20 protein-coding genes and 1 riboswitch are annotated in these 19,815 nt (G+C 55.5%); of the genes, 3 read left to right on the top strand and 17 right to left on the bottom strand.

All coding sequences use genetic code 11. From position 1 onward, the window contains the following. Positions 1-2: 2 nt before the first annotated feature. The 6 genes from HYQ67_RS15025 to fbaB all read right to left on the bottom strand — a co-directional run bounded on the left by HYQ67_RS15025 (position 3) and on the right by fbaB (position 6,994). Positions 3-869, bottom strand: a complete 867-nt coding sequence (locus tag HYQ67_RS15025) for an ATP-binding cassette domain-containing protein (protein ID WP_202304665.1) — start codon at positions 867-869, stop codon at positions 3-5. Continuing rightward, a complete protein-coding gene (locus HYQ67_RS15030) occupies positions 841-1,746 on the bottom strand; it encodes an ABC transporter permease (RefSeq protein WP_202304732.1) in 906 nt (301 codons plus the stop codon). Before HYQ67_RS15030 ends, HYQ67_RS15025 begins: the two co-directional genes overlap by 29 nt. Continuing rightward, the gene (locus HYQ67_RS15035) at positions 1,746-2,780 is read right to left on the bottom strand and encodes an ABC transporter permease (RefSeq protein ID WP_202304667.1); all 1,035 of its coding nucleotides are present in this window, start codon (positions 2,778-2,780) and stop codon (positions 1,746-1,748) included. The genes HYQ67_RS15030 and HYQ67_RS15035 overlap by 1 nt, the downstream gene beginning before the upstream one ends. Continuing rightward, positions 2,777-4,402 carry an ABC transporter substrate-binding protein gene (locus HYQ67_RS15040; RefSeq protein WP_202304669.1) on the bottom strand — a complete coding sequence of 542 codons (1,626 nt, stop codon included), beginning with the start codon at positions 4,400-4,402 and terminating at the stop codon, positions 2,777-2,779. Before HYQ67_RS15040 ends, HYQ67_RS15035 begins: the two co-directional genes overlap by 4 nt. 66 nt (positions 4,403-4,468) lie before the next feature. Further along, a complete protein-coding gene (locus HYQ67_RS15045) occupies positions 4,469-5,626 on the bottom strand; it encodes an enolase C-terminal domain-like protein (protein ID WP_202304671.1) in 1,158 nt (385 codons plus the stop codon). Between the two features lie 315 nt (positions 5,627-5,941). Further along, entirely contained in the window at positions 5,942-6,994 is a 1,053-nt protein-coding gene (gene fbaB, locus HYQ67_RS15050; protein ID WP_202304673.1) for a class I fructose-bisphosphate aldolase, read from the bottom strand. A 271-nt stretch (positions 6,995-7,265) separates the two neighbouring features. Here fbaB and HYQ67_RS15055 point away from each other — a divergent pair, with 271 nt between their 5' ends. Genes HYQ67_RS15055 through HYQ67_RS15065 form a run of 3 tightly spaced genes read left to right on the top strand, consistent with a single transcriptional unit; the run spans position 7,266 to position 10,526 of the window. Then, on the top strand, positions 7,266-8,543 hold the full coding sequence (locus tag HYQ67_RS15055) for a nucleoside permease (RefSeq protein WP_202304675.1): 1,278 nt from the start codon (positions 7,266-7,268) through the stop codon (positions 8,541-8,543). Continuing rightward, on the top strand, positions 8,543-9,556 hold the full coding sequence (locus HYQ67_RS15060; RefSeq protein WP_202304677.1) for an ADP-ribosylglycohydrolase family protein: 1,014 nt from the start codon (positions 8,543-8,545) through the stop codon (positions 9,554-9,556). The genes HYQ67_RS15055 and HYQ67_RS15060 overlap by 1 nt, the downstream gene beginning before the upstream one ends. After that, a complete protein-coding gene (locus tag HYQ67_RS15065; protein WP_202304679.1) occupies positions 9,546-10,526 on the top strand; it encodes a PfkB family carbohydrate kinase in 981 nt (326 codons plus the stop codon). Before HYQ67_RS15060 ends, HYQ67_RS15065 begins: the two co-directional genes overlap by 11 nt. Here the strand turns inward: HYQ67_RS15065 and HYQ67_RS15070 are convergent. The 11 genes from HYQ67_RS15070 to HYQ67_RS15120 form a co-directional block, all read right to left on the bottom strand. Next, complete coding sequence (locus HYQ67_RS15070) at positions 10,500-11,246, bottom strand: GntR family transcriptional regulator (RefSeq protein WP_202304680.1); 747 nt, start codon at positions 11,244-11,246, stop codon at positions 10,500-10,502. The two genes, HYQ67_RS15065 and HYQ67_RS15070, sit on opposite strands and share 27 nt — an antisense overlap. 67 nt (positions 11,247-11,313) lie before the next feature. Beyond that, a complete protein-coding gene (gene thiD / locus HYQ67_RS15075) occupies positions 11,314-12,123 on the bottom strand; it encodes a bifunctional hydroxymethylpyrimidine kinase/phosphomethylpyrimidine kinase (RefSeq protein ID WP_202304681.1) in 810 nt (269 codons plus the stop codon). Next, complete coding sequence (gene thiM, locus HYQ67_RS15080; RefSeq protein ID WP_202304682.1) at positions 12,120-12,908, bottom strand: hydroxyethylthiazole kinase; 789 nt, start codon at positions 12,906-12,908, stop codon at positions 12,120-12,122. The genes thiD and thiM overlap by 4 nt, the downstream gene beginning before the upstream one ends. A gap of 33 nt (positions 12,909-12,941) precedes the next feature. Then, a riboswitch (TPP riboswitch) is annotated at positions 12,942-13,038 on the bottom strand. Between the two features lie 181 nt (positions 13,039-13,219). Beyond that, positions 13,220-13,432, bottom strand: a complete 213-nt coding sequence (locus HYQ67_RS15085; protein WP_202304683.1) for a hypothetical protein — start codon at positions 13,430-13,432, stop codon at positions 13,220-13,222. A 129-nt stretch (positions 13,433-13,561) separates the two neighbouring features. Beyond that, positions 13,562-14,578, bottom strand: coding sequence for a major capsid protein (locus HYQ67_RS15090; RefSeq protein WP_202304684.1), 1,017 nt, complete (start codon positions 14,576-14,578; stop codon positions 13,562-13,564). 18 nt (positions 14,579-14,596) lie between these two features. Then, positions 14,597-14,941 (bottom strand): hypothetical protein, encoded by a 345-nt coding sequence (locus HYQ67_RS15095; protein ID WP_202304685.1) that lies wholly within the window; start codon positions 14,939-14,941, stop codon positions 14,597-14,599. 543 nt (positions 14,942-15,484) lie between these two features. Continuing rightward, a complete protein-coding gene (locus HYQ67_RS15100; protein ID WP_202304686.1) occupies positions 15,485-17,605 on the bottom strand; it encodes a coiled-coil domain-containing protein in 2,121 nt (706 codons plus the stop codon). Continuing rightward, entirely contained in the window at positions 17,605-17,934 is a 330-nt protein-coding gene (locus HYQ67_RS15105; RefSeq protein WP_202304687.1) for a hypothetical protein, read from the bottom strand. The genes HYQ67_RS15100 and HYQ67_RS15105 overlap by 1 nt, the downstream gene beginning before the upstream one ends. A gap of 98 nt (positions 17,935-18,032) precedes the next feature. Further along, complete coding sequence (locus HYQ67_RS15110) at positions 18,033-18,494, bottom strand: hypothetical protein (protein WP_202304689.1); 462 nt, start codon at positions 18,492-18,494, stop codon at positions 18,033-18,035. A gap of 40 nt (positions 18,495-18,534) precedes the next feature. After that, positions 18,535-19,617, bottom strand: coding sequence for a DUF6945 domain-containing protein (locus HYQ67_RS15115; protein WP_202304691.1), 1,083 nt, complete (start codon positions 19,615-19,617; stop codon positions 18,535-18,537). After that, on the bottom strand, positions 19,595-19,792 hold the full coding sequence (locus HYQ67_RS15120; RefSeq protein ID WP_202304693.1) for a hypothetical protein: 198 nt from the start codon (positions 19,790-19,792) through the stop codon (positions 19,595-19,597). The genes HYQ67_RS15115 and HYQ67_RS15120 overlap by 23 nt, the downstream gene beginning before the upstream one ends. Positions 19,793-19,815: the final 23 nt, after the last annotated feature.

Genomic DNA, 19,815 nt, shown 5'->3' on the forward strand with positions numbered 1-19,815 from the left:
CCTTATTCGCTAAGCCAGCTGGCCTGGCGCTGTAAAACCGGCAGATGATCCCGGCGTTTATCCATATCCGGCAGCGCGTTGATCAGCCCCTGGGTGTAAGGATGCCGCGCATTATGCAATTCGTCAGCGGCAATGGACTCAACCACACGCCCGGCGTACATCACCAGCACCCAATCGCAGAAGCTGCGCACCAGGTTGATATCGTGGCTGATAAAAATCAGCCCCAGCCCGCGCGACTGCACTAAATCATCCAGCAGCGCCAGCACCTGCAAACGCACTGACACATCCAGCGCGGAAGTCGGTTCGTCGGCAATCACCATTTCCGGGTCGGTAATCAGCATCATGGCAATCATGATCCGCTGCCCCTGCCCGCCGGACACCTCATGGGGATAGAGGTGGTAAACGCGTTCCGGCTGGCGAATGCGCACCACTTCCAGCATTTCCAGCACCTTTTGCTTCGCTTCTTTATGCCCGACGCGATGGTGCGTCAGCCACGCTTCCGCAATTTGATCCCCGACGCACATCACCGGGTTCAGGGAATATTTCGGGTCCTGCATAATCATGGAAATGCGCCTGCCTCTTACCTCTCGCATTTGTGCGTCCGTCGCGCGCAGCAGATCAATATCGCTAAACTGCATGCATTCGGCGGTAATCTGCGCTTTTGAAGGATGAAGCTGTAGCAAGGCGCGCCCCACCGTGGATTTACCGGAGCCGGACTCGCCGACAATGGCCAGCTTCTCGCGGCCAAGCTGGAAGGAAACGCCACGCACCGCGTGGGTTTGCTGGCGGCCATTAACGAACGTTACGTTCAGGTCGCGTACGTCAAGCAGTGCTGGCGAGCTATTCGCCGCGCGGATCGAGGATGTCACGTAGGCCGTCTCCCAGAAAATTGAATGCCAGGCTGTTGATGAGGATCGCCAGCCCCGGAATGGTTACTACCCACCAGCACTCCATCATGTAGGTGCGTCCGCTCGAAATCATCGCCCCCCACTCAGGATCGGGCGGCTGCGCGCCAAGCCCCAGAAATCCCAGCCCTGCGGCGGTGAGAATAATTCCCGCCATGTTCATGGTGATGCGAATAATCACCGAGGGCATGCACAGCGGCACGATATGCCGCCACAGCACGCGAACCGGCGACGCGCCCTGTAGGCGAACGGCAGAGATAAAATCTGCCTGCCGTAATGAAAGCGTTTCGGCGCGGGCAAGACGGGCAATGGGCGGCCAGGCGGTGAGCGTAATCGCAATAACAACGTGCTCAAGGCCTGGCCCCAGGGCGGCGACAAAAGCCAGCGCCAGCACAAGGCTCGGGAAGGAGATAAAAATATCGGTGATCCGCATCAGCACCATATCAACCCTGCCGCCGAAGTAACCCGCCGTGACGCCAAGCAGCAGGCCAAGCGGCCCGACGGTTATCGACACCAGCAGCACGATGTAGAGGGTAATGCGCGAGCCATAAACCAGACGGCTGAAAATGTCGCGTCCAAACTCATCGGTGCCGAACCAGTGCGTCGCGCCCGGCGGACTTAACGCGTGGTTGAGATCCTGAACCAGCGGGTTAAACGGTGCAATCCAGGGGGCGAAAATCGCCACCATCAGCAGCAGAAAGACAATTCCCCCGCCGATTGCCGTCAGCGGATTGCGCGCCATCTTGCCGATGAATCCCCAGGTTCGCATGACCGCGCGCCTGAAGGACTGAGCGCGTTCATCTGCCCGGGTAATCTGAGGCGTACCAAAGGAAACGGTCATCATTTCGTCCTCGGATCAAAGAGTTGATAAAGCATGTCCGACAGCAGGTTAAGCAGCACGAAGATCGCCCCGACCACCAGCACGCAGCCCATTACCGCATTCATATCCCCAAGCAGCAGGCTGCCCGTCAGATAGGAGCCAAATCCCGGCCAGGAGAAGACGGTTTCGATAAGTACCGCCCCTTCCAGCAATGAGCCGTAAGCCAGCGCGACCACCGTCAGAAGCTGTACAAGAATATTGCGGAAGGCGTGATTCCAGATAACCTGCCGCTCGGTCAGCCCCTTTACGCGGGCGGTAATGATGAACTCCTGCGAGAGCTGCGCCAGCATAAAGCTGCGCGTCATGCGGCTGATGTAGGCCAGGGAGTGAAAGCCCAGCAGGCACGCGGGCAGAACCAGATGATTCAGCGCGTTAAAAAATACGCTGCCGTTGCCGGCCAGCAATGCATCCACCAGCAGCAGCCCGGTGCGGCGCGGCACTAAGCCATCCAGCCCCAGGTCAATCCGTCCTGCACCGCCCACCCAGCCAAGCCAGGCGTAAAACAGCAGCAGACCCATCATCCCCACCCAGAAAATCGGCGTGGAGTAGCCGGCCAGGCTGATAATACGCACCGCATAATCGACAATGCTGTTGCGGCGAGCGGCGGCCCAGACGCCAAGCGGAATGCCAAGGCCCGCGCCGACAACGATCGCCACCGTTGCCAGTTCAAGCGTGGCCGGGAAGACCCGCAGGATATCGTCCAGCATCGGCTTTCCGGTCAGCAGCGCGTTGCCCAGGTCGCCGTGCAGCAGGCCGCCCAGATAAATCCAGAACTGCGTGGCCAGCGATTTGTCGAACCCAAGCTGGTGATAAACCTGCTGATAGGTGCTCTGGTCCGCGTCCGGGCCGACAATCGCCAGCACGGGGTCGATGGGCATCACCCGCCCAATGAAGAAGGTCAGCAACAGCAGGCCGAACAAAGTAATAAGTACCTGACCGACGCGGCGGGAAAAGCGCCGGGTGCGCCCGCCCGGCGCAAGCAGAATCATGCTCATGATTTATCCTCCCCGGCAGGCGATTTATAAACATCGCGCAGGAACGTTGTCGCTGACGGGTGCGGCTGATAGTTATGCACCTCTTTGCGAACCACCACGGAATCCACCATTTGCGAAACGGGCAGCAGCGCCGGAATTAAAGTGTCATAGCGCACCTGAATCGCCTGATACTCTTCCTGCTGCCTTCGCGGATCGCGTTCCACAAGCGCCCGGTCTATCTGCTGATTGAGCGTTTTGTCGTAGAAGCTGGTGCGCCAGCCCTGGAAGTTGGTCAGCCGGGCGGCATCGCTGTTATCCGGGTTATAAACCAGCGACCGCAGGCTGGAGTGAGGATGAGGCTCCACGCCGCTGCCGCCGCGCCCGACCAGCATGTCGAACCGGCGCTCTCGCATCGCGCCGTAAATCTGGTTGCCGGTACCGGTGATGATTTTCGCGTTAATACCCGCCTGCATCAGCGTCGACTGCACGGCAATAGCGATATTCAGGAAAGGCTGATCGGCAAGCACGCGCAGCGTGGTATCAAACCCGTCAGGATACCCGGCCTCGGCCAGCAGCTTCTTCGCGCGTGGCACGTCCAGAGCATAGCCAGGATCGGGCAGCGTGGCGGGCATGCCGGACTGGATTGGCCGCTGGTGCAGCACGCCGTAACCCGGCATCAGCGCTTTGTTAATCCCCTGATAATCAATCAGGTAGCGCACGGCTTCGCGCACCTTCGGGTTAGCAAAATGCGCCTCTTTCATGCTCATCGCCACGTAGTAAATCGTCCCTTTTTTGACGGCGTCAACCGTCAGGTCGGGATCTTCCCGCAGGGCGTTGACGTCCGACACCGCCATATTGCTGGCGATATCCAGATCCCCTTTAGCAATCATCAGCCGCAGCGTCTGGGACTCCTGAAAATGGCGGAACACCACGCGGCTTAATTTTGGCTCGCCGCGCCAGTATTCAGGATTGCGCTTCATACGCAGGACATCTTTCGCCTGCCAGACTTCCAGGCTGAACGGCCCTGACCCGGCTTCGTTGGTCGTCAGCCAGCGGTTGCCCCAGTCATTATTCTGTACATGCTGCTGCACGGTCTTGCTGTCGAGCACCACTACGCTGCCCAGCGCCGCCAGCGAGTAAATCACCAGCTGAGGATCGTTGGCTTTCGGCAGGGTAATTTCTACCGTTGAGGCATCGGGCGCTTTGACGTGCTCATCGACGTTTTGCTTAGTAAAGCCGTAAGATTTCCAGACGGACGCCTGGGCAAGGTTCAGATGCAATACGCGGCGCATCGACCAGACGACATCATCGGCGGTCAAAGCATTTCCGGAGTGAAACTTCACCCCGTCGCGCAGATGGAAAGTCAGGCGGTTGCCGTCCTCTGACACAGCCCAGGACGTTGCCAGCGCCGGGCGCACATGGGTAAGCTGCGCGGGATCCAGCTCCACCAGCGAATCATAGAGATTAACCACCAGCCCAACGACCTCGTTGCCGGTCATGGCGGCCGGATCGAGCGTCAGCAGGTTGTTCATATTCATGCCGATAATCAGCTGGTCGGGGGGCGTTTTTGCCGCCGCCGACGCGCTACCGAACATGAAAAGGAGCGTGAGCAGCCACGCCCCCGGTCGGGAGCTTCTGTTCATATTGGATACCGTTTGTAGGGTCAGTTTTCCCCGGCGTCATTCGCGCCGGGATTATTATGTTTGCGATTATTCGTCGCGGCTGACGGTATGCGTCTCTATGTAATCAAAATTGATGTCTTCCCCAAGCCCAGGGCGCTGCGGCAGATGTACGAAACCTTCAGAGTCCATCGGGTCGACGATGCTGTTGAGGTAAGCGGCTGGCTCATCGTATTCGAGGAACGGATGCAGCAGACCCCGCTCGTACCAGCGGCAGTTACGAATAGCCCCGACAACGGCAAGGCTCGCCGCCCCGTTGCCGTGCACCTCGCAATCCATGCCGTAGGCTTCTGCCAGGCCGGCAACTTTCATGCAGGGGGCGATCCCGCCCACGCCGTTTGCCCCCGCCCGCAGGATGTCGCAGGCACCGGCCTTAACCCAGTCGGCCCGGCTGTGGTGTTTGCCGCCCAGACTCTCCGGGCCCACCACGTCGATGGATAAATTCTCCGCAAGCCACACGTAGGAGGCCATGCTCTCCTCTTCCATCGGCTCTTCGAACCAGGCAAAGTTGAGCTTCTCCAGCGCCTTGCCGATATACAGCGCCTGGCTGCGGCTGTACCAGTGGTAGCCGTCAAGCATCAGGTCAATGTCCGGTCCCACCGCCTCACGCACCGCCGCGCAGGCTTTTACATCCATCTTTGGATCGGGTGCAAACGCCACCGGCGGCATCCAGGTATGCAGCTTGATGGCCTTGTAGCCCCGCGCCACCAGCTTTTCGGCAAACTGGCCGAACTCATCCGGCGTGGAAAGCCCGCCCGCCAGCTCGTCCCCGCACATGGTGCTGCCGTAAGCCGGAACCTTATCGCGAAAACCACCGAGCAGCTTATAGACCGGCACTTTCAGCCTGCGGCCAATCAAATCCCACAGCGCCTGCTCAACGAATGAGAGTGCGCGTTCGGTAAGCTGATGGGCGCTGCCGCGCTGCCAGTGCACAAGATCCTGCCAGATACGCTCACGGTTGAAGGGGTCCTGCCCTACCAGCACCTTGCGGAAGAAGGCGTTTACTACATAAGGGCGAACCACCTCCGGCGGAGCGAAAGCGTAGCCGCAGTCCCCTTCATCAGTCGTAATGGTCAGCATCGCCATTTTTGCCAGGCTCTCTTCACCCGGGTGCGAATGCCCGGCGCTGTCGGCAACGCGGCGGGTTGGATAGGTAAAAACGGTCACATTTACAGAGGTAATTTTCACAATCGTGGATGTCCTTTTTTAACGACGAATTCGGTTAATCGGTGCCACTTCTGCTGCAAAAACGGAACGATATCGGAAGGAAGGTGGGCCTGAATCAAAATTTAAAACAGCGTTTCAGCAACAACTTTATGCGTAAATTTTCACCTTCGCCTCGTTCAAAGGTGCGTAAATGACGGCCATTTTTTGGACATGTGCACAAGGTGGCGTGACACTTTTCACAAATTGTTATCGAATTGTGACGAGATTAACGATGTAAAAACAGGAGGGATGAGCAGGAACCCCTCTCCTGAACAGAGAGGGGCTTACAACCTATTGTCAGGCGATGGTGACTTTGCCGTCCAGATAAACATCCTGTACGGCGTTGATCAGCTTCACGCCGTCGGACATGGATTTCTTGAACGCTTTGCGTCCCAGAATCAGGCCCATGCCGCCTGCACGTTTATTGATGACCGCAGTGCGCACGGCGTCGGTCAGATCCGTTTCCCCCCCAGCCGCGCCGCCGGAGTTAATCAATCCCGCGCGTCCCATATAGCAGTTTGCCAGCTGGTAGCGCACCAGATCGATGGGGTTATCGCTGGTCAGTTTGGTGTAGACGCGGTCGTCGGTATAGCCGAAGTTAACGGCTTTATAGCCGCCGTTGTTCTCGGCCATTTTCTGCTTCACGATGTCCGCGCCAATCGTTGCCGCAAGGTGGTTGGCCTGCCCGGTCAGATCCGCGCTGACGTGATAATCCACGCCGTCTTTCTTGAAATCTGAGTTACGCAGATAGGCCCATAGCACGGTCACCAGACCCAGCTCGTGGGCGCGCTCGAAGGCGCTGGAGATCTCTTCTATCTGCCGGCGGGACTCCGGCGAGCCAAAGTAAATCGTCGCCCCTACCGCTACCGCGCCCATATTGAACGCCTGCTCAACGCTTGCGTACAGCGTCTGGTCGTAGGTTGTCGGGTAGCTCAGGGTTTCGTTGTGGTTCAGCTTCACCAGGAAGGGAATGCGGTGCGCGTAGCGGCGTGATACCGAAGCCAGCACGCCGTAGGTTGAGGCCACGCAGTTACAGCCCGCTTCAATCGCCAGCTCGACGATGTTCTTCGGATCGAAATAGAGAGGGTTAGCCGCAAACGACGCCCCGGCGGAGTGTTCAACGCCCTGGTCGACAGGCAAAATAGACAGGTAGCCCGTCCCGGCCAGCCGCCCGGTGTTATACAGCGTCTGCATGTTTCGCAGCACCGCAGGCGGGCGGTTGTTGTCCACCATCACGCGGTCTACGTAATCCGAGCCGGGCAGGTAGAGCTGTTCTGCCGGAATAGTCATACAACGATGCTGTAACAGGCCGTCGGCGTCTTTGCCAAGTAGTTGCGCAATATCAGTCATAATAAGCTCCCGTAAGGTCAGCGAGCACCCTGCCCGCTGAGGATAAATGTCCTGGCCCTGAGCGTCGCAAAGGGCAGTCCTAAGCCTGGTAGCGACTCGCGTCCTTCGCCAGCATAAGGAGCACTTTCGGCCTGTTCCGACCTGTAACGCCAGGCGGCCAGCGGCGCTATTTTTGCAACGGCGGTCATAGAATTCATGTAAAGGTATTTAAAAGGTATTATCAAGTGGTAGGGTTAAGGTGTACCCACCGCCGATTGTGAAGGACGTAAAAATGAAACGTACAACAATAAGCCTTTCATTCATGATGTTTATCGAATGGTTCATCTGGGGTGCCTGGTTTGTGCCCCTGTGGCTGTTCCTGAGTAAAAGCGGCTTTAGCGCCTCGGAGATAGGCTGGTCCTATGCCTGCACAGCTATTGCTGCGATCCTCTCGCCGATTCTGGTTGGTTCGCTGACGGACAGATTTTTCGCCGCGCAAAAGGTGCTGGCCCTGCTGATGTTTGTGGGTTCCGTGCTGATGTTCTTCGCCGCGCAGCAAACCGAGTTCAGCAGCTTCTTCCCCCTGCTGCTGGCCTACTCGCTGACCTATATGCCTACCATCGCGCTGACTAACAGCATCGCGTTTTCCAACGTTGACGACGTGGAGCGAGAATTCCCCCGCATCCGCGTGATGGGCACCATCGGCTGGATTGCCTCCGGCGTCGCCTGCGGATTCCTGCCGCAGATGCTCGGCTTTAGCGATATTTCGCCAACTAACGTTCCCCTGCTCATTACCGCAGCCAGCTCCCTGCTGCTGGGCTTCTTCGCCCTGACGCTGCCGAACACGCCGCCGAAAAGCACCGGCAAACTGAGCCTGAAGGTGATGCTGGGCCTGGACGCTATCGTGCTGCTCAAGGACAGGAACTTCCTCGTCTTCTTCATCTGCTCGTTTCTATTCGCCATGCCGCTGGCGTTCTATTACATCTTCGCCAACGGCTATCTGACCGAAGTCGGCATGCATAACGCCACCGGCTGGATGACGCTGGGCCAGTTCTCTGAAATCTTCTTTATGCTGGCGCTGCCCTTCTTCACCAAACGCTTTGGTATTAAAAAGGTTCTGCTGCTTGGGCTGGTGACCGCCGCCATCCGCTATGGCTTCTTCGTCTACGGCGGGGCCGATCACATCTTTACCTATGGCCTGCTGTTCCTCGGCATTTTGCTGCACGGCGTGAGCTACGACTTCTACTACGTCACCGCCTATATCTACGTGGACAAGAAATCGCCGGTGTACATGCGTACCGCCGCTCAGGGGCTGATTACCCTTTGCTGTCAGGGCTTCGGCAGCCTGCTCGGCTACAGCCTGGGCGGCAAAATGATGGAAAAACTGTTCGCCTACCCGACGCCGGTTAACGGCCAGAGCTTTAACTGGGCGGGGATGTGGGGCTTTGGCGCCGTGATGATCGCCGTTATCGCCGTGCTGTTTATCGTCTTCTTCCGGGAGTCGGACAAAGAGATTGCCACCATTGCCGTTGCCGGCAGTGAATCTGAAAAAGCTTTAAAGGAAGCATAATGATGGAAAATCGTATTCTTGGGGCCTTCTACGGCCAGGCGCTGGGCGACGCGATGGGTATGCCTTCAGAACTCTGGCCACGCTCGCGCGTTAAGGCTCACTTCGGCTGGATAGACCGTTTTCTGCCGGGGCCTGCGGAAAACAACGCCGCCTGCTACTTTGGCCGCGCCCGCTTCACCGACGATACCTCCATGGCGCTGGCGCTGGCGGATGCCATCATTGAGCATGACGGAAAAATCAATCCCGATACCATCGGCCAGCATATTTTGCGCTGGGCTGAGGGCTTCGATGCGTTCAATAAAAATGTGTTGGGACCCACGTCGAAAATCGCGCTGCGGGCCATCAAAGAAGGCACGCCGGTCAGCGAGCTGGAAAACAACGGCGTGACCAACGGAGCCGCCATGCGCGCCTCCCCGCTGGGCTGCCTGCTGCCAACGCATTCGCTGGATGTCTTCATCGATGAAGTGGCGAACGCCTCCAGCCCGACGCATAAATCAGATCTCGCCATTGCGGGGGCGGTGGTTATCGCCTGGGCTGTCTCCAGAGCGATTGAAGGGGCGAGCTGGAAAACTATTTGCGATGAGCTGCCTGCCGTTGCCCGTCACGCACAAGAGAGGAAAGTGACCACTTTTAACGCTTCCCTCGGCGCGCGCATCGAGCTGGCGCTGGACGTGGCCAGAACCGCGCGCGGCACGGAGTCCGGCACGGAGACGGTTTATCAGCTGATTGGCACGGGCACCAGCACCATTGAATCCGTTGCGGCGGCGGTAGCAATGGTCGAACTAGCCGGGACCGACGCCAACCGCTGCGCGATTTTATGCGCCAACCTGGGCGGCGACACGGATACGATTGGCGCAATGGCGACAGCTATCTGCGGCGCGCTGAACGGCGTGGAAAGTATAGATCCCGCGCTGAAAGCCGAGCTGGATGACGTTAACCAGCTCGACTTCACCCGCTACAGCCGCATCTTTATGGGCTATCGCAAGCTTCGGGAGGCGAAAGATGCAGGCTAATGAACTGCGTGAGCGGCTGCCGGAGCTGACCGCCAGACGCCCGGTTTGCGTACTGGGCTCGGCTGTTATCGACGTAATTGCCGATGCCTACTCCCTGCCGTGGCGCGGCTGCGATATAGAGCTCCAGCAGCAGAGCGTTAATATTGGCGGCTGCGCGCTGAACATCGCCCTTACCCTGTCGCGTTTAGGCGTTGAGGCGAAGAACGCCCTCCCCGTCGGCGTGGGCACCTGGGCCTCCATTATCCGCAGCAGCCTGCAGGCGCAGGGCATCCAAAGTGAGATTCACACCGATGAAGGCGATAACGGCTGGTGCCTGGCGCTGGTCGAGCCGGACGGCGAACGGACGTTTATGTCGTTCAGGGGCGTTGAGCATCAGTGGAATCAGGGGTGGCTTGACCGGCTTGATCTTGCTCCCGGTACGCTGCTGTCGCTTTCGGGCTATCAGCTGGCGGGGCCGTGCGCGGAGCTGCTGGTCAGCTGGCTCGAAACGCTTGAGGGCGTGACGCCGTATATCGACTTCGGGCCGCGCATCGCCGATATCCCCGCCCCGCTGCTGAAGAGGATCATGGCCTGTAAACCCATCATCTCGCTCAATCGTCAGGAGGCAGCCATTGCCGCCGGGTGGCTGGATGTGCCGCCGCAGGATATACAGGAAATATGCAGCGCCTGGCTGGTTCGCTTTGGCTCGCCGCTGATTGTGCGTCTCGATAAAGAAGGTGCCTGGTCCGCCTGCGCCGATGGGGTTGTTCTGGCAGCGCCGTTCCCGACAAAGGTAGTGGATACGATTGGTGCAGGCGACAGCCACGCGGGCGGTACGCTGGCGGGTCTTGCCGCCGGCTGGAGCCTGAGCGAGGCGGTCTGCCTGGGGAACGCCGTTGCCTCTTATGTCGTCAACCACCGTGGCGGCGACTGCGCCCCGACCTACGCCGAGCTGAACGAATCCCTACTCCTCGCAGACAAACACGTATAAATCGCTGCGGCAGTAGCTGATGCTGTACTCGATGGGCTGGTTCTGCGGATCGAACGCCACCTGTTTGATCACCAGAACCGGCACCGGCGTTTCCAGTTTAATATGCGCCTGGAACTCGCTGTCCGGCATCCTGGCGCTGACCCGGCTGCGGGTGCGCTGGGGGATAATATTGCGGCTGCGGAAATAGTCGTAAAGCGAAACGCCGATGTCATCCGCATCCGCAATCAGCTCCCCCGGCACGTAGGACTCCTCAATGGAAACCGCGTCCTCATCCACATAGCGAATGCGCTTCAGCAGAAACACATCGCTGTTTACGGGCAGCTTCAGCTGCCCGGCGACTTCTGCGTCGCACTGCACCACGCGCTTGTTCACCCACAGCGTATCAGGCTTTTTGCCGCGTAAAATGACCTGCTGCGAGAAGCCGCGCGCCTCTTTGAGAAAGTATTCAAAAGTATTATTAATCTGCGTGCCGTACCCCCGGGAACGCGTCACTACCCCTTCGTCCTCCAGCGCCTGCATCGCTTTACGAACGGTAATGCGCGAGACGCCGGTCAGCTGGCTCAGATCCCGTTCACCCGGCAGTATATTCCCCTGCGGCAGGATGCCGCTGCGCACCGCCGCCTTTACCGTTTCGGCAAATTTCAGGTACAGCGGCATGTTGTCCGCAGCGGTTAATCGCTGGCGGAGCTGTTCCACTAGCTGGGTATGAGCCTGTTCCATAAACAAAAATGTCCGGGGGATGAAGTAACGCCATTATAGCCCAATGGGCTTAGCGTGCTATTACCCCTTACCACCATTCATGAAAATGATGTACCGGGCCAATCCCCTTCCCGACCTCCAGGGAATCGGCCTGCTCCAGCGCTGTTGACAGCCATTTTTTCGCCGCGTCTATCGTCTGCGGCCAGTCGTCATAACGCGGACGAAGTGCGGCCAGCGCCGCAGAAAGCGTACAGCCCGTGCCGTGAGTGTGGCGGGTTTGCACTCTTGGTGCGGTAAAGCGCTGTGCACCCTCTCGCGTAAACAGCCAGTCCGGGCTTTCGGTATCGTCAAGGTGACCGCCCTTCATCAGCACCGCCCGGCAGCCCATCGCCAGCAAAGCATCGCCCTGCTCTTTCATCTCTTTTTCACTGATTGCCTGTGGCGCATCCAGCAGCGCTGCCGCCTCCGGAAGATTCGGCGTGATTAAGGCTACCTGGGGCAGCAGGCGACGGCGCAGGCTTTCCACCGCCGACGGGGCAAGCAGCGGATCGCCGCTTTTCGCCAGCATCACCGTATCCAGCACCACATTTTGCGCCTTATAGAATGCGAGCCGCCCGGCCACCGCCTCGACGATATCCGTTTCGGCCAGCATGCCAATTTTGATGGTATCGATGCGCACGTCGCTCAGCACCGAATCCAGCTGTGCCGCCACGAAATCAGGCTCAATACGATAAACCGACTGCACGCCCTGGGTGTTTTGCGCCACCAGCGCAGTAATGACGCTTGTGCCATACGCGCCAAGCGCGGAGAAGGTTTTTAAATCTGCCTGGATACCTGCGCCACCGCTGGGATCCGTCCCGGCAATCGTCAGGGCGTTAACACGTTTTAAGCCCTTCATGCCAGAGCCTCCGGTTGAAGATGGTAAAGCGCGTCCAGGAAGGCCGGAATGAAACTACCGGGGCCGCTGCTGGCAGCAACCGCCTGGCCGCCCGCAAGTTTCATAAACTGGCAGGCGGAGGCGACGTTATCGAGCAGCGAGCCAGGCAAGGCGCTACAGGCGGCAACTACGGCGGAGAGCGCGCAGCCCGTGCCCACCACGCGCGTCATCAATTTGTCTCCACCGGCTATTGCCCAGGTTTTTAGCCCGTCGGTCACATAGTCGCGCTCACCCGTAACGGCGACGATGGCTCCGGTTTGCAGGGCAAGCTGCCGGGCGGCAGGCAGTGCGCTAAGGGCATCATCGGTACTGTCCACACCGCGCCCACCGGTATTCACCCCGGCCAGAGCAAGGATTTCAGAGGCATTACCACGAATGGCAGCAGGATGCAGCGCAAGGATTTCGCGGGCAAACTGGCTTCGGAAAGCAAGGCCGCCAACGGCTACGGGGTCAAGTACCCAGGGTGTAGAAGATTTATCAGCGGAGTGAATGGCAGCGAGCATCGCATGGCTGCGTTCAGCGGTCAGCGTCCCGATGTTAACTAATAAAGCGCTGGCCGCAGCGCTAAACTGCGCGGCCTCTTCGGCCTCGATCACCATTGCAGGTGAGGCGCCAATGGCGAGCAAAACGTTAGCGGTAAAGTTCTGCACCACGTCGTTAGTCATGCAGTGCACCAATGGAGAGGAAAGGCGTAATTGGGTTAAAACAGATGCGGCACGATGGCCGGGTAGCAGGTCAGGTTGCATTGCAGGCTCCTGTCCGGCGTGAAGAAGGGATACCGGACAGGCATCTGACTTCCCTACGCTGGCATTATCCAGATCAGGTGGTACGGGTATTTCTCAGCCTTTACAAAGAAGGGCACCCCGAGTCAAATAATGAAAATCATGCGATTAACGTCCCGTTAATCCCTGCTCAGGATCATGCCAGCGGGAAGCCAAAGACACAACCCCCTAAAATCGACCTTTTTGATTAGAAAATCGCCATGTGTCCCAGCTTGTGTCCCAAAATGTGTCCCACAGGCATATTGCAGACACAAAAAAACCGGGTTGCCCCGGCTTTACATTTTCTGCTTTCGTTTTCTCTTTTCAGTTAGAAAATGCTTGATAGCAGATTCAAAACCATAGTTGCGTATGCGGTCAATGAGGGAGCTTCGAGAGCACCCCAAACGCCTGGAAATGGCTGACACATTCAAAATGCTGTCATCAGTGCCACCATCGAGAATGAACGTTAGCAAGGGAAGATTGCCCTTCCCGATTAGCTGTAACTTCATATTTATCTCCTCTACTTTGCCTCGCCCTGCTGGGCTTTTTTACGGTGGGGACAATTTGCCCCCAAATGTACCCGCCAGCGGGTTAACGGTAATTACCGTTAATCGCCCTGCGATACCAAGGCCGTTTTCTTACGCTGCGTTATCCATCGTGATTTTTAGACAGAAATCAGGACGCATCGGGATCTGAATCTGACTGAGTTCTGATACCACTTCATAGTTCATAAATTTATCGCGCAGAACGTAGTGGTAAGACGGGTAAACAGGGCCATTCGCCACCTCTGCATGACGGCTCGCCGGAGTCTGATAAGTCATGTACGGTGAAAGGTCACCTTCGACGATGTTATTGAACGTCGCCAACATGTAGCCCTCGCCGTCTGCAATGCCATACAACGGATCATCAACCTGCACCACAGTTACGCGCCCGATGTTATATCGATCATATGCACCCAAGGTGTCAGGGAAAATGATGTCACGGGACGTAGCACCAAATAAGGCGGCCTGATATGCGGTTGGGTTTGCCTGAATGGCGGTGAATAACGAAGGTGAAGCCAGCAGATAAACCTGCTTAATGCTGGAAGCCCAGCCACCCAGATTTTTCTTCAGCAGAGTGACAGCGTTCTGCATCTCAGTAATGACATTGGCACTGGTGCCAGTTTTCACCACAGCAGACGGCTGGCTAATACCCCAGAACTGATCCCAGTGAATGGTTGGGCCTTCACGTAGGTGTGTTGCCTCAGTCACGTTATGCAGAAGACTTTGCGCCATCTGGAACTCAACATCACGGCGGGTTTGCAGGTAGTGCTTCAGAGTATGACTAGCAACCACATCTTCGGCGGTCATTTGACGGTTTTCACCGGGTTGACGCTTCCCCTGCCAATCCTGGCTTGTGATGGTTGAGCTATATACATGTAATGGGCTGGTGACCGTAACGTTTGCGGCTTTCGGGAAGTTCAGAGCTGACATGGAGCTGCCATACCTCGCTTGGCTCTGGGTAATTTCTCTCTGTACGTCTTCCAGGGTGTCTAAAGCGATGATTTGCGTATCACTCGGACGTGCGGTAAAGATCCCTAAGCTGGACAGAAGGAAGCCTTCACCGAAAGGTTTAACAAACTGGCCGCTCATATTAGTAAAATCATTTAATTTCATATTATTATCACTCCTTGATTAGATGGTGGTGTTAGCGTCGGCAATACGATTGCCAGCAGCTTGAAGTGCGATGTATGCAGCGCTCTTGGACTCAGTAGCAACGACCAGTCCAGCCGGGTTGAACACACAACCACGATCACTAATCACCAAGCTTCGTGCGTCACCTGCGATTTGGTTTTGCAGGGATACAGCACAATCATCACCGTCAGCGGCGGTATAAGCTGCGCCTGTGGTTGGGTTGATAACGTCGCCACAATTTACATCAGCAACCAGATCAAGGATCACCGTGCGTTTGTGAAATACAGGATCGTCGGTATAAACCAGCACGTCCTGCGGTGACTTACTTTCATATTCAAAAGCCATATTTTTTTTCTCCATCAGAGTTATTTTTAATCGGCGTGAAATTTGACATTTCTGCCTTTAGATACAAAAAAAGCCATCGGGAGAGATGGCCTTCTTTATTTGGTATTCCAATCAGTAAAAAATAACCGAAGCGGATAACCGCCCGGTATAAATATCACTGACAGGAGAGATAGGGGGAGCAGCGCCGCAACGTTTGCGGAATCCAGGCCGTTGAGAAACGGCGCTAACTCAGGCCAGTTTGCATCGTGGCGATGGCCTGCGAGGAGGCAGGTCTTTTGGCAAATCCCCGATCCAAGAACGGAGAAGATTTTCTTTTATTCAGGATTCACGGATAAACACTCAATAAAAGCGGCTGGCATCTTGAGAGGATAACGCTGCCGATTTTAGTCAGGAAGGTAGACAAGAATAACAACGGCAGTAGTACGCATGTTTTTTCTTCCTTATCAATATTTTACCATAAAACCCGTGAAATTTAAAGGATAATAATTATCATTCTCATAACTTTATTAATACCTCATCATGGAGGCGTTTGTGTGGAGGTAATTAAGGAACAATACCCAAAAGCATGTTGTTCTGGGCCTGATTATTATCACGCAGCGCGGTATCGATAAGATTTTTAACAGCACCATCATGGACAAAAACGTCCATCTGCTGGGAGATGCTAGCTTGCCCGGCGATATTAATGCTTGGCTGCCGCCGTGCCATGACATTAAGGCCGGATGGGTTGAACGTTGGTTGTTGTGGCCTGTAGCTCAACGATGGCGCACCGAATGACAACGGCTTGGTGTTCCAGGCTGTGCCAGGACCAAGGGCAGCCTGTGGTGTCTGGGTGACTCCAGGGATAACACTAGCCCCGGTAAAGGTTTCGGCAGTCTTTTTGATAGAGGCCCAGAGCCTGCCGACGGCGGAATCTTCATAGTAGACGCCATTGCTCGCCAGTCTTTCGTGCTTGTTTTCGGGCGTTGGGTCGATAGAGCTAAACCAGGAAGTCAGTTTGAGGACTGCCGCCGACATCTCGCCCAACGATTTACCCAGACCGTCTGTAATTGGAATCAGACCTGAAAAACCTTTGCTTAGGTTGTCGGTGTTGGCGGCGTACTCACTAAGCCCAGAGACGAATCCCGCACTGAAGGTATCGCTCAACGAATTGTTAATTCTTGAATATTCAATTGAGAGAGCGCCGAGGCGATTTAACTGTTCTTGCTGTGCATCCGATAAGGCGTAACCATTCCGGGCCAGGTCATTCATACGTTTCTGGACAGCCTCACCACCGTCGGCAAAGGCGGGTAATACTTTGCTCGCGTCGTTGATACTTTCTGCGAACGCTGCCGTTTCCTGATCAGAAAATCTGAACGTTTTTTGGAGATCTTTGAGATAAACCAAGAAGGTATTGAAGTCGAGGCGGCCTAGCTCCTTAACAACCCGTTTCGCCGTCGCTGCATTGGACTTGCCTGCAATGGCGTTGATAAGGTCGCCCAACTCTCCTGCCCCGGATAACGTCGCCTTGCCGTTCTTGTCGGTTTTCCAGACTCCGTTAGCAGTAAGTTGCCCTACTTTGTCCCGATAGTCGGCCTGGAAATCAAGCGCCTTATCAGGAGAGATATTAAAGCCTGTTTTGTTGGCTACGACATCGCGCACCGCTTCATATTCAAGACGGGATACACCTTGAGATTGAAGGGTTTTCATCTGCTGGTTGCGTTCAAGGCTGCCCTGTAGGGTCTGCCCCGCTCTGGCTATGCCAAGAGAGCCGACTAAGGTTGCCCCACCAATAACCCCGGCAGCGGCGAGACCTGGGCGACCTCCCCGGCCTTCTGTGCGTATACGTCCAGCGCGAGCGCCAGCGGCTTTCTGCTCACGGGTGATGCGTTGTTGTAGCCTTGCTTGCTTCCTGAGTTCACTGGTGATTCTAGCCATTTCGAAGCGGGTCTCTTCGACCGTATAATTTTCACGTTTTTGTAGCTCAAGCACTTGTTTGGCGGCGCTTATAGCTTTATACCGGGTTGCCACATCAGCGCCGTTCACATTAGCTAGGGTCAGAGCCGACTTTCTCAGGCTGTTGTAATACGTCACCTCGCGCTTAAGCGCCGCTTCCTTCTTCTCTTCAATCGCCAGTGACCGCTTTTGTGCTGTGATTTCAGCAGCAACGGCAGCAGCGCCACGGGCCATTTGTGCATTTTGACGAGCGGCAACCGCCGGGTTGTAGTGCTCACGGCCTATGGATGGTGCATCAGGGTTGTATGCCATAGCCCGGTGTTGGCTCGCGGCTCGCACCTTTTCAGAGATACGAGCAAGTCGCATATTCTGGCGGGCCAGAGCCTCGGCACTTCTTGCCTGGTCGCTCTGACTCTTCGCTGCAAGGTTCGCCATTTTCCTGGCGTGGCTTTGTTCGGCTGCTGCTTGCTTCGCCTGTATCTGGGCCTGTTTTTGCTGTTCTTTGCCAAGCTGTTGGGCTTGTTTGAGACGTTGAGTCTGGGCCTTAGCTGCGGCTAGTGCCGCCCGGCCTTCACTATTGGCGATACGCTGCTGGGATTTCGCTAGCTTTTCGGCTGGTTTCTCGTGGGCTGCTTTAAGAGAGAGTATTTTTTTCCTTGCTCGGGCATAGGAATTGTTATCAACACTCCAAGAAACAGTATTTACGGTTTCAAGAATCACCTTGTTTGTCATTACACCCCCTGTTGTCTAACAATGTGGCAGTATTGGTCGGGGCTGTCAGCGACCATCTTCCGGCAAACGGCTTTGGCACGTTCCAGCGCTTCCGGGTCGATATCGGACGGCTTAAACACATCCGCGCCCGCACCCAGCATTTTAATGATGGTAGTTTTAGAAACGGTCTGCGGCGCGGCTGGCACGGCTGCTAAATATTCTGGATGTTCCACCAAGAAACGATCCGTTATGTCTTTCAGGTTGTCATGGGCCTTCTGTAGGTCGTATTCCTCTTTCGTCATTCCGTGCATCGCTGCAAACAGCGCATTCTTGATGCTGTTCAGTGTCATTTCTGTACCTCCTGTGGAGTTTTAAGCCGTCGCGCAACCATAGGAAAATGGCTGCCATCAGCGGCAGATAGGATAAATAATCTAGTAGAGTCAAAGCTTTAGTGGAGCTGCGGGGATTTTTGTTTGCGCTGGGCGTGCCTCTTCGCCGTTTTCTTGAAATCAGCCATCAACGGATGACCATCATTAGGCATTCGGGCCAGTATCTCAGCTTGTGGTATTTCAGATTTTTGAAGGTACGAAACAACGCTGAATAAGGGCAAATCGAGGATTGTGCATATTTCGATAAGACTAGAGCCATCTTCGAACAGCCTCGCCGCCGACCTCTGCTGCTGGAACTGGTTAGGCCTGGCTAGCCGCCTGCATCGCGGGTTATACGAGTTTTCATAAAGGTCTAAAACCTTTTGATAATCCAGGCGCAACAAAAGTGAGACCTTGCCGGGAGGCATACCCCGGATGAGCAAATTCTTCGCAAGGCGGAGTAAGTTGTGGTCTCGGGAGCGGTTCTTTAGCAACCGTGAGATTTTAGGATCAGCGCTTACGCTGGGTGCAATGTCATTCAAGTGTCCTCCATCATGTTAAAAAGGGGCTCTCTTTTTGATTTTAAAATTCTGGTTCTGGTAGTAGGTGCGCCGGGATGTGTTCAGGTAGTGCCGACCCTATCCAATGTGTAATGCTGTCCGAGATTTCTTTGTGAGAAAGTGTTCCATCACGGTCAGCTTGGTACGCCATCGCCATTGCATAAGCGAAGCCGTATTTTTGCAACGACCCATCTGTATTACGTTTAGGAGCTGCGTCACCGCTCAGCGCATTGATAAACTTTTCAGTAACCACACCGTTTTCATCGAAGATCGTGATTTGATTGAGAGCATCGAGGTAATGTTGGTCAATCAGAGCAGCGATCCTGTCAACATCAGTTTCACCGTGTTCCTCGCCGTACTCCATAAAGCCGAATCCAGATGCTCCTTCCTCGCGCCAGTACATCAACTCCTCGATGTTGGCACGCTGTGGCGTTTCCCACCGTTTCGCACCGTTCACCGCATCAGCACCTGTTAACGGATTTGCCAAAGGCAAATCACCGATTAATGAATCATTACTACCGGATAAATCAACATCGACAGGAGCATCCACAGGAGGTACGCCGCTTGGTTTTCCAATATTGTCCTGATCGGATTTGCCATCGTTTTTCCTCGCCTCGTTTGTTGGTTCTGCTGATTTTTTCTTCTTGGTCTTCTGACCACTGACGCGCTCATAATTATACGACGGCTGACCGTTCGGCAGTTCTCGGTAGATGAGTTCCAGAGTGTGGTCAACATCGAGGAGATGTTTAACAAAATATTCACAGGCGTGACCTGACTTCTTTGCTTTGGGCGTTTTCCAGTCAATGAGGCCCAGCGTCTTGAGATCTTTTTTCACTTTTTTGAATATGTATTCGGATACGCCGTTCCGGATAGCGAGATTTTCGTCTGAATCGTAGTAATGACCATTTGACCTACCTGCTGCAATATTTTTTGGATTTGTCAGACTACGAAACTGATCTTCGAGATGACCGTAAATAATTCGATGGTCATTCGTTACTCTGATCACCTCCCCTGTGCTCTTTACAACGATTTTGTGAGCTGTCAGGCGTTTTGGAACAATCAGGGATGGTTCTTTAATAACTTTATTTTCTGCTGTCGCGCTCATCAGTATTCCCCTGTGGGTTCGTTGGTGGTTGGTTGTCGTCCTGGTCGTTGCGTTTCTGGATATGTCGCGCCAAGTTCTGGCACATGTTGCGGATCATCCTGGGAACGGGCATCCCCAGTCGATCCGACTCCTCGCGCAAAATCATGTACGTCTCATCATCGAGTGACAGTTTCATATTGTTTTCCTCCTCGTATAGGT

Source organism: Dryocola clanedunensis subsp. sulfonylureivorans (genome assembly GCF_016756775.1).
Taxonomy (GTDB): Bacteria; Pseudomonadota; Gammaproteobacteria; order Enterobacterales; family Enterobacteriaceae; genus Dryocola; species Dryocola clanedunensis.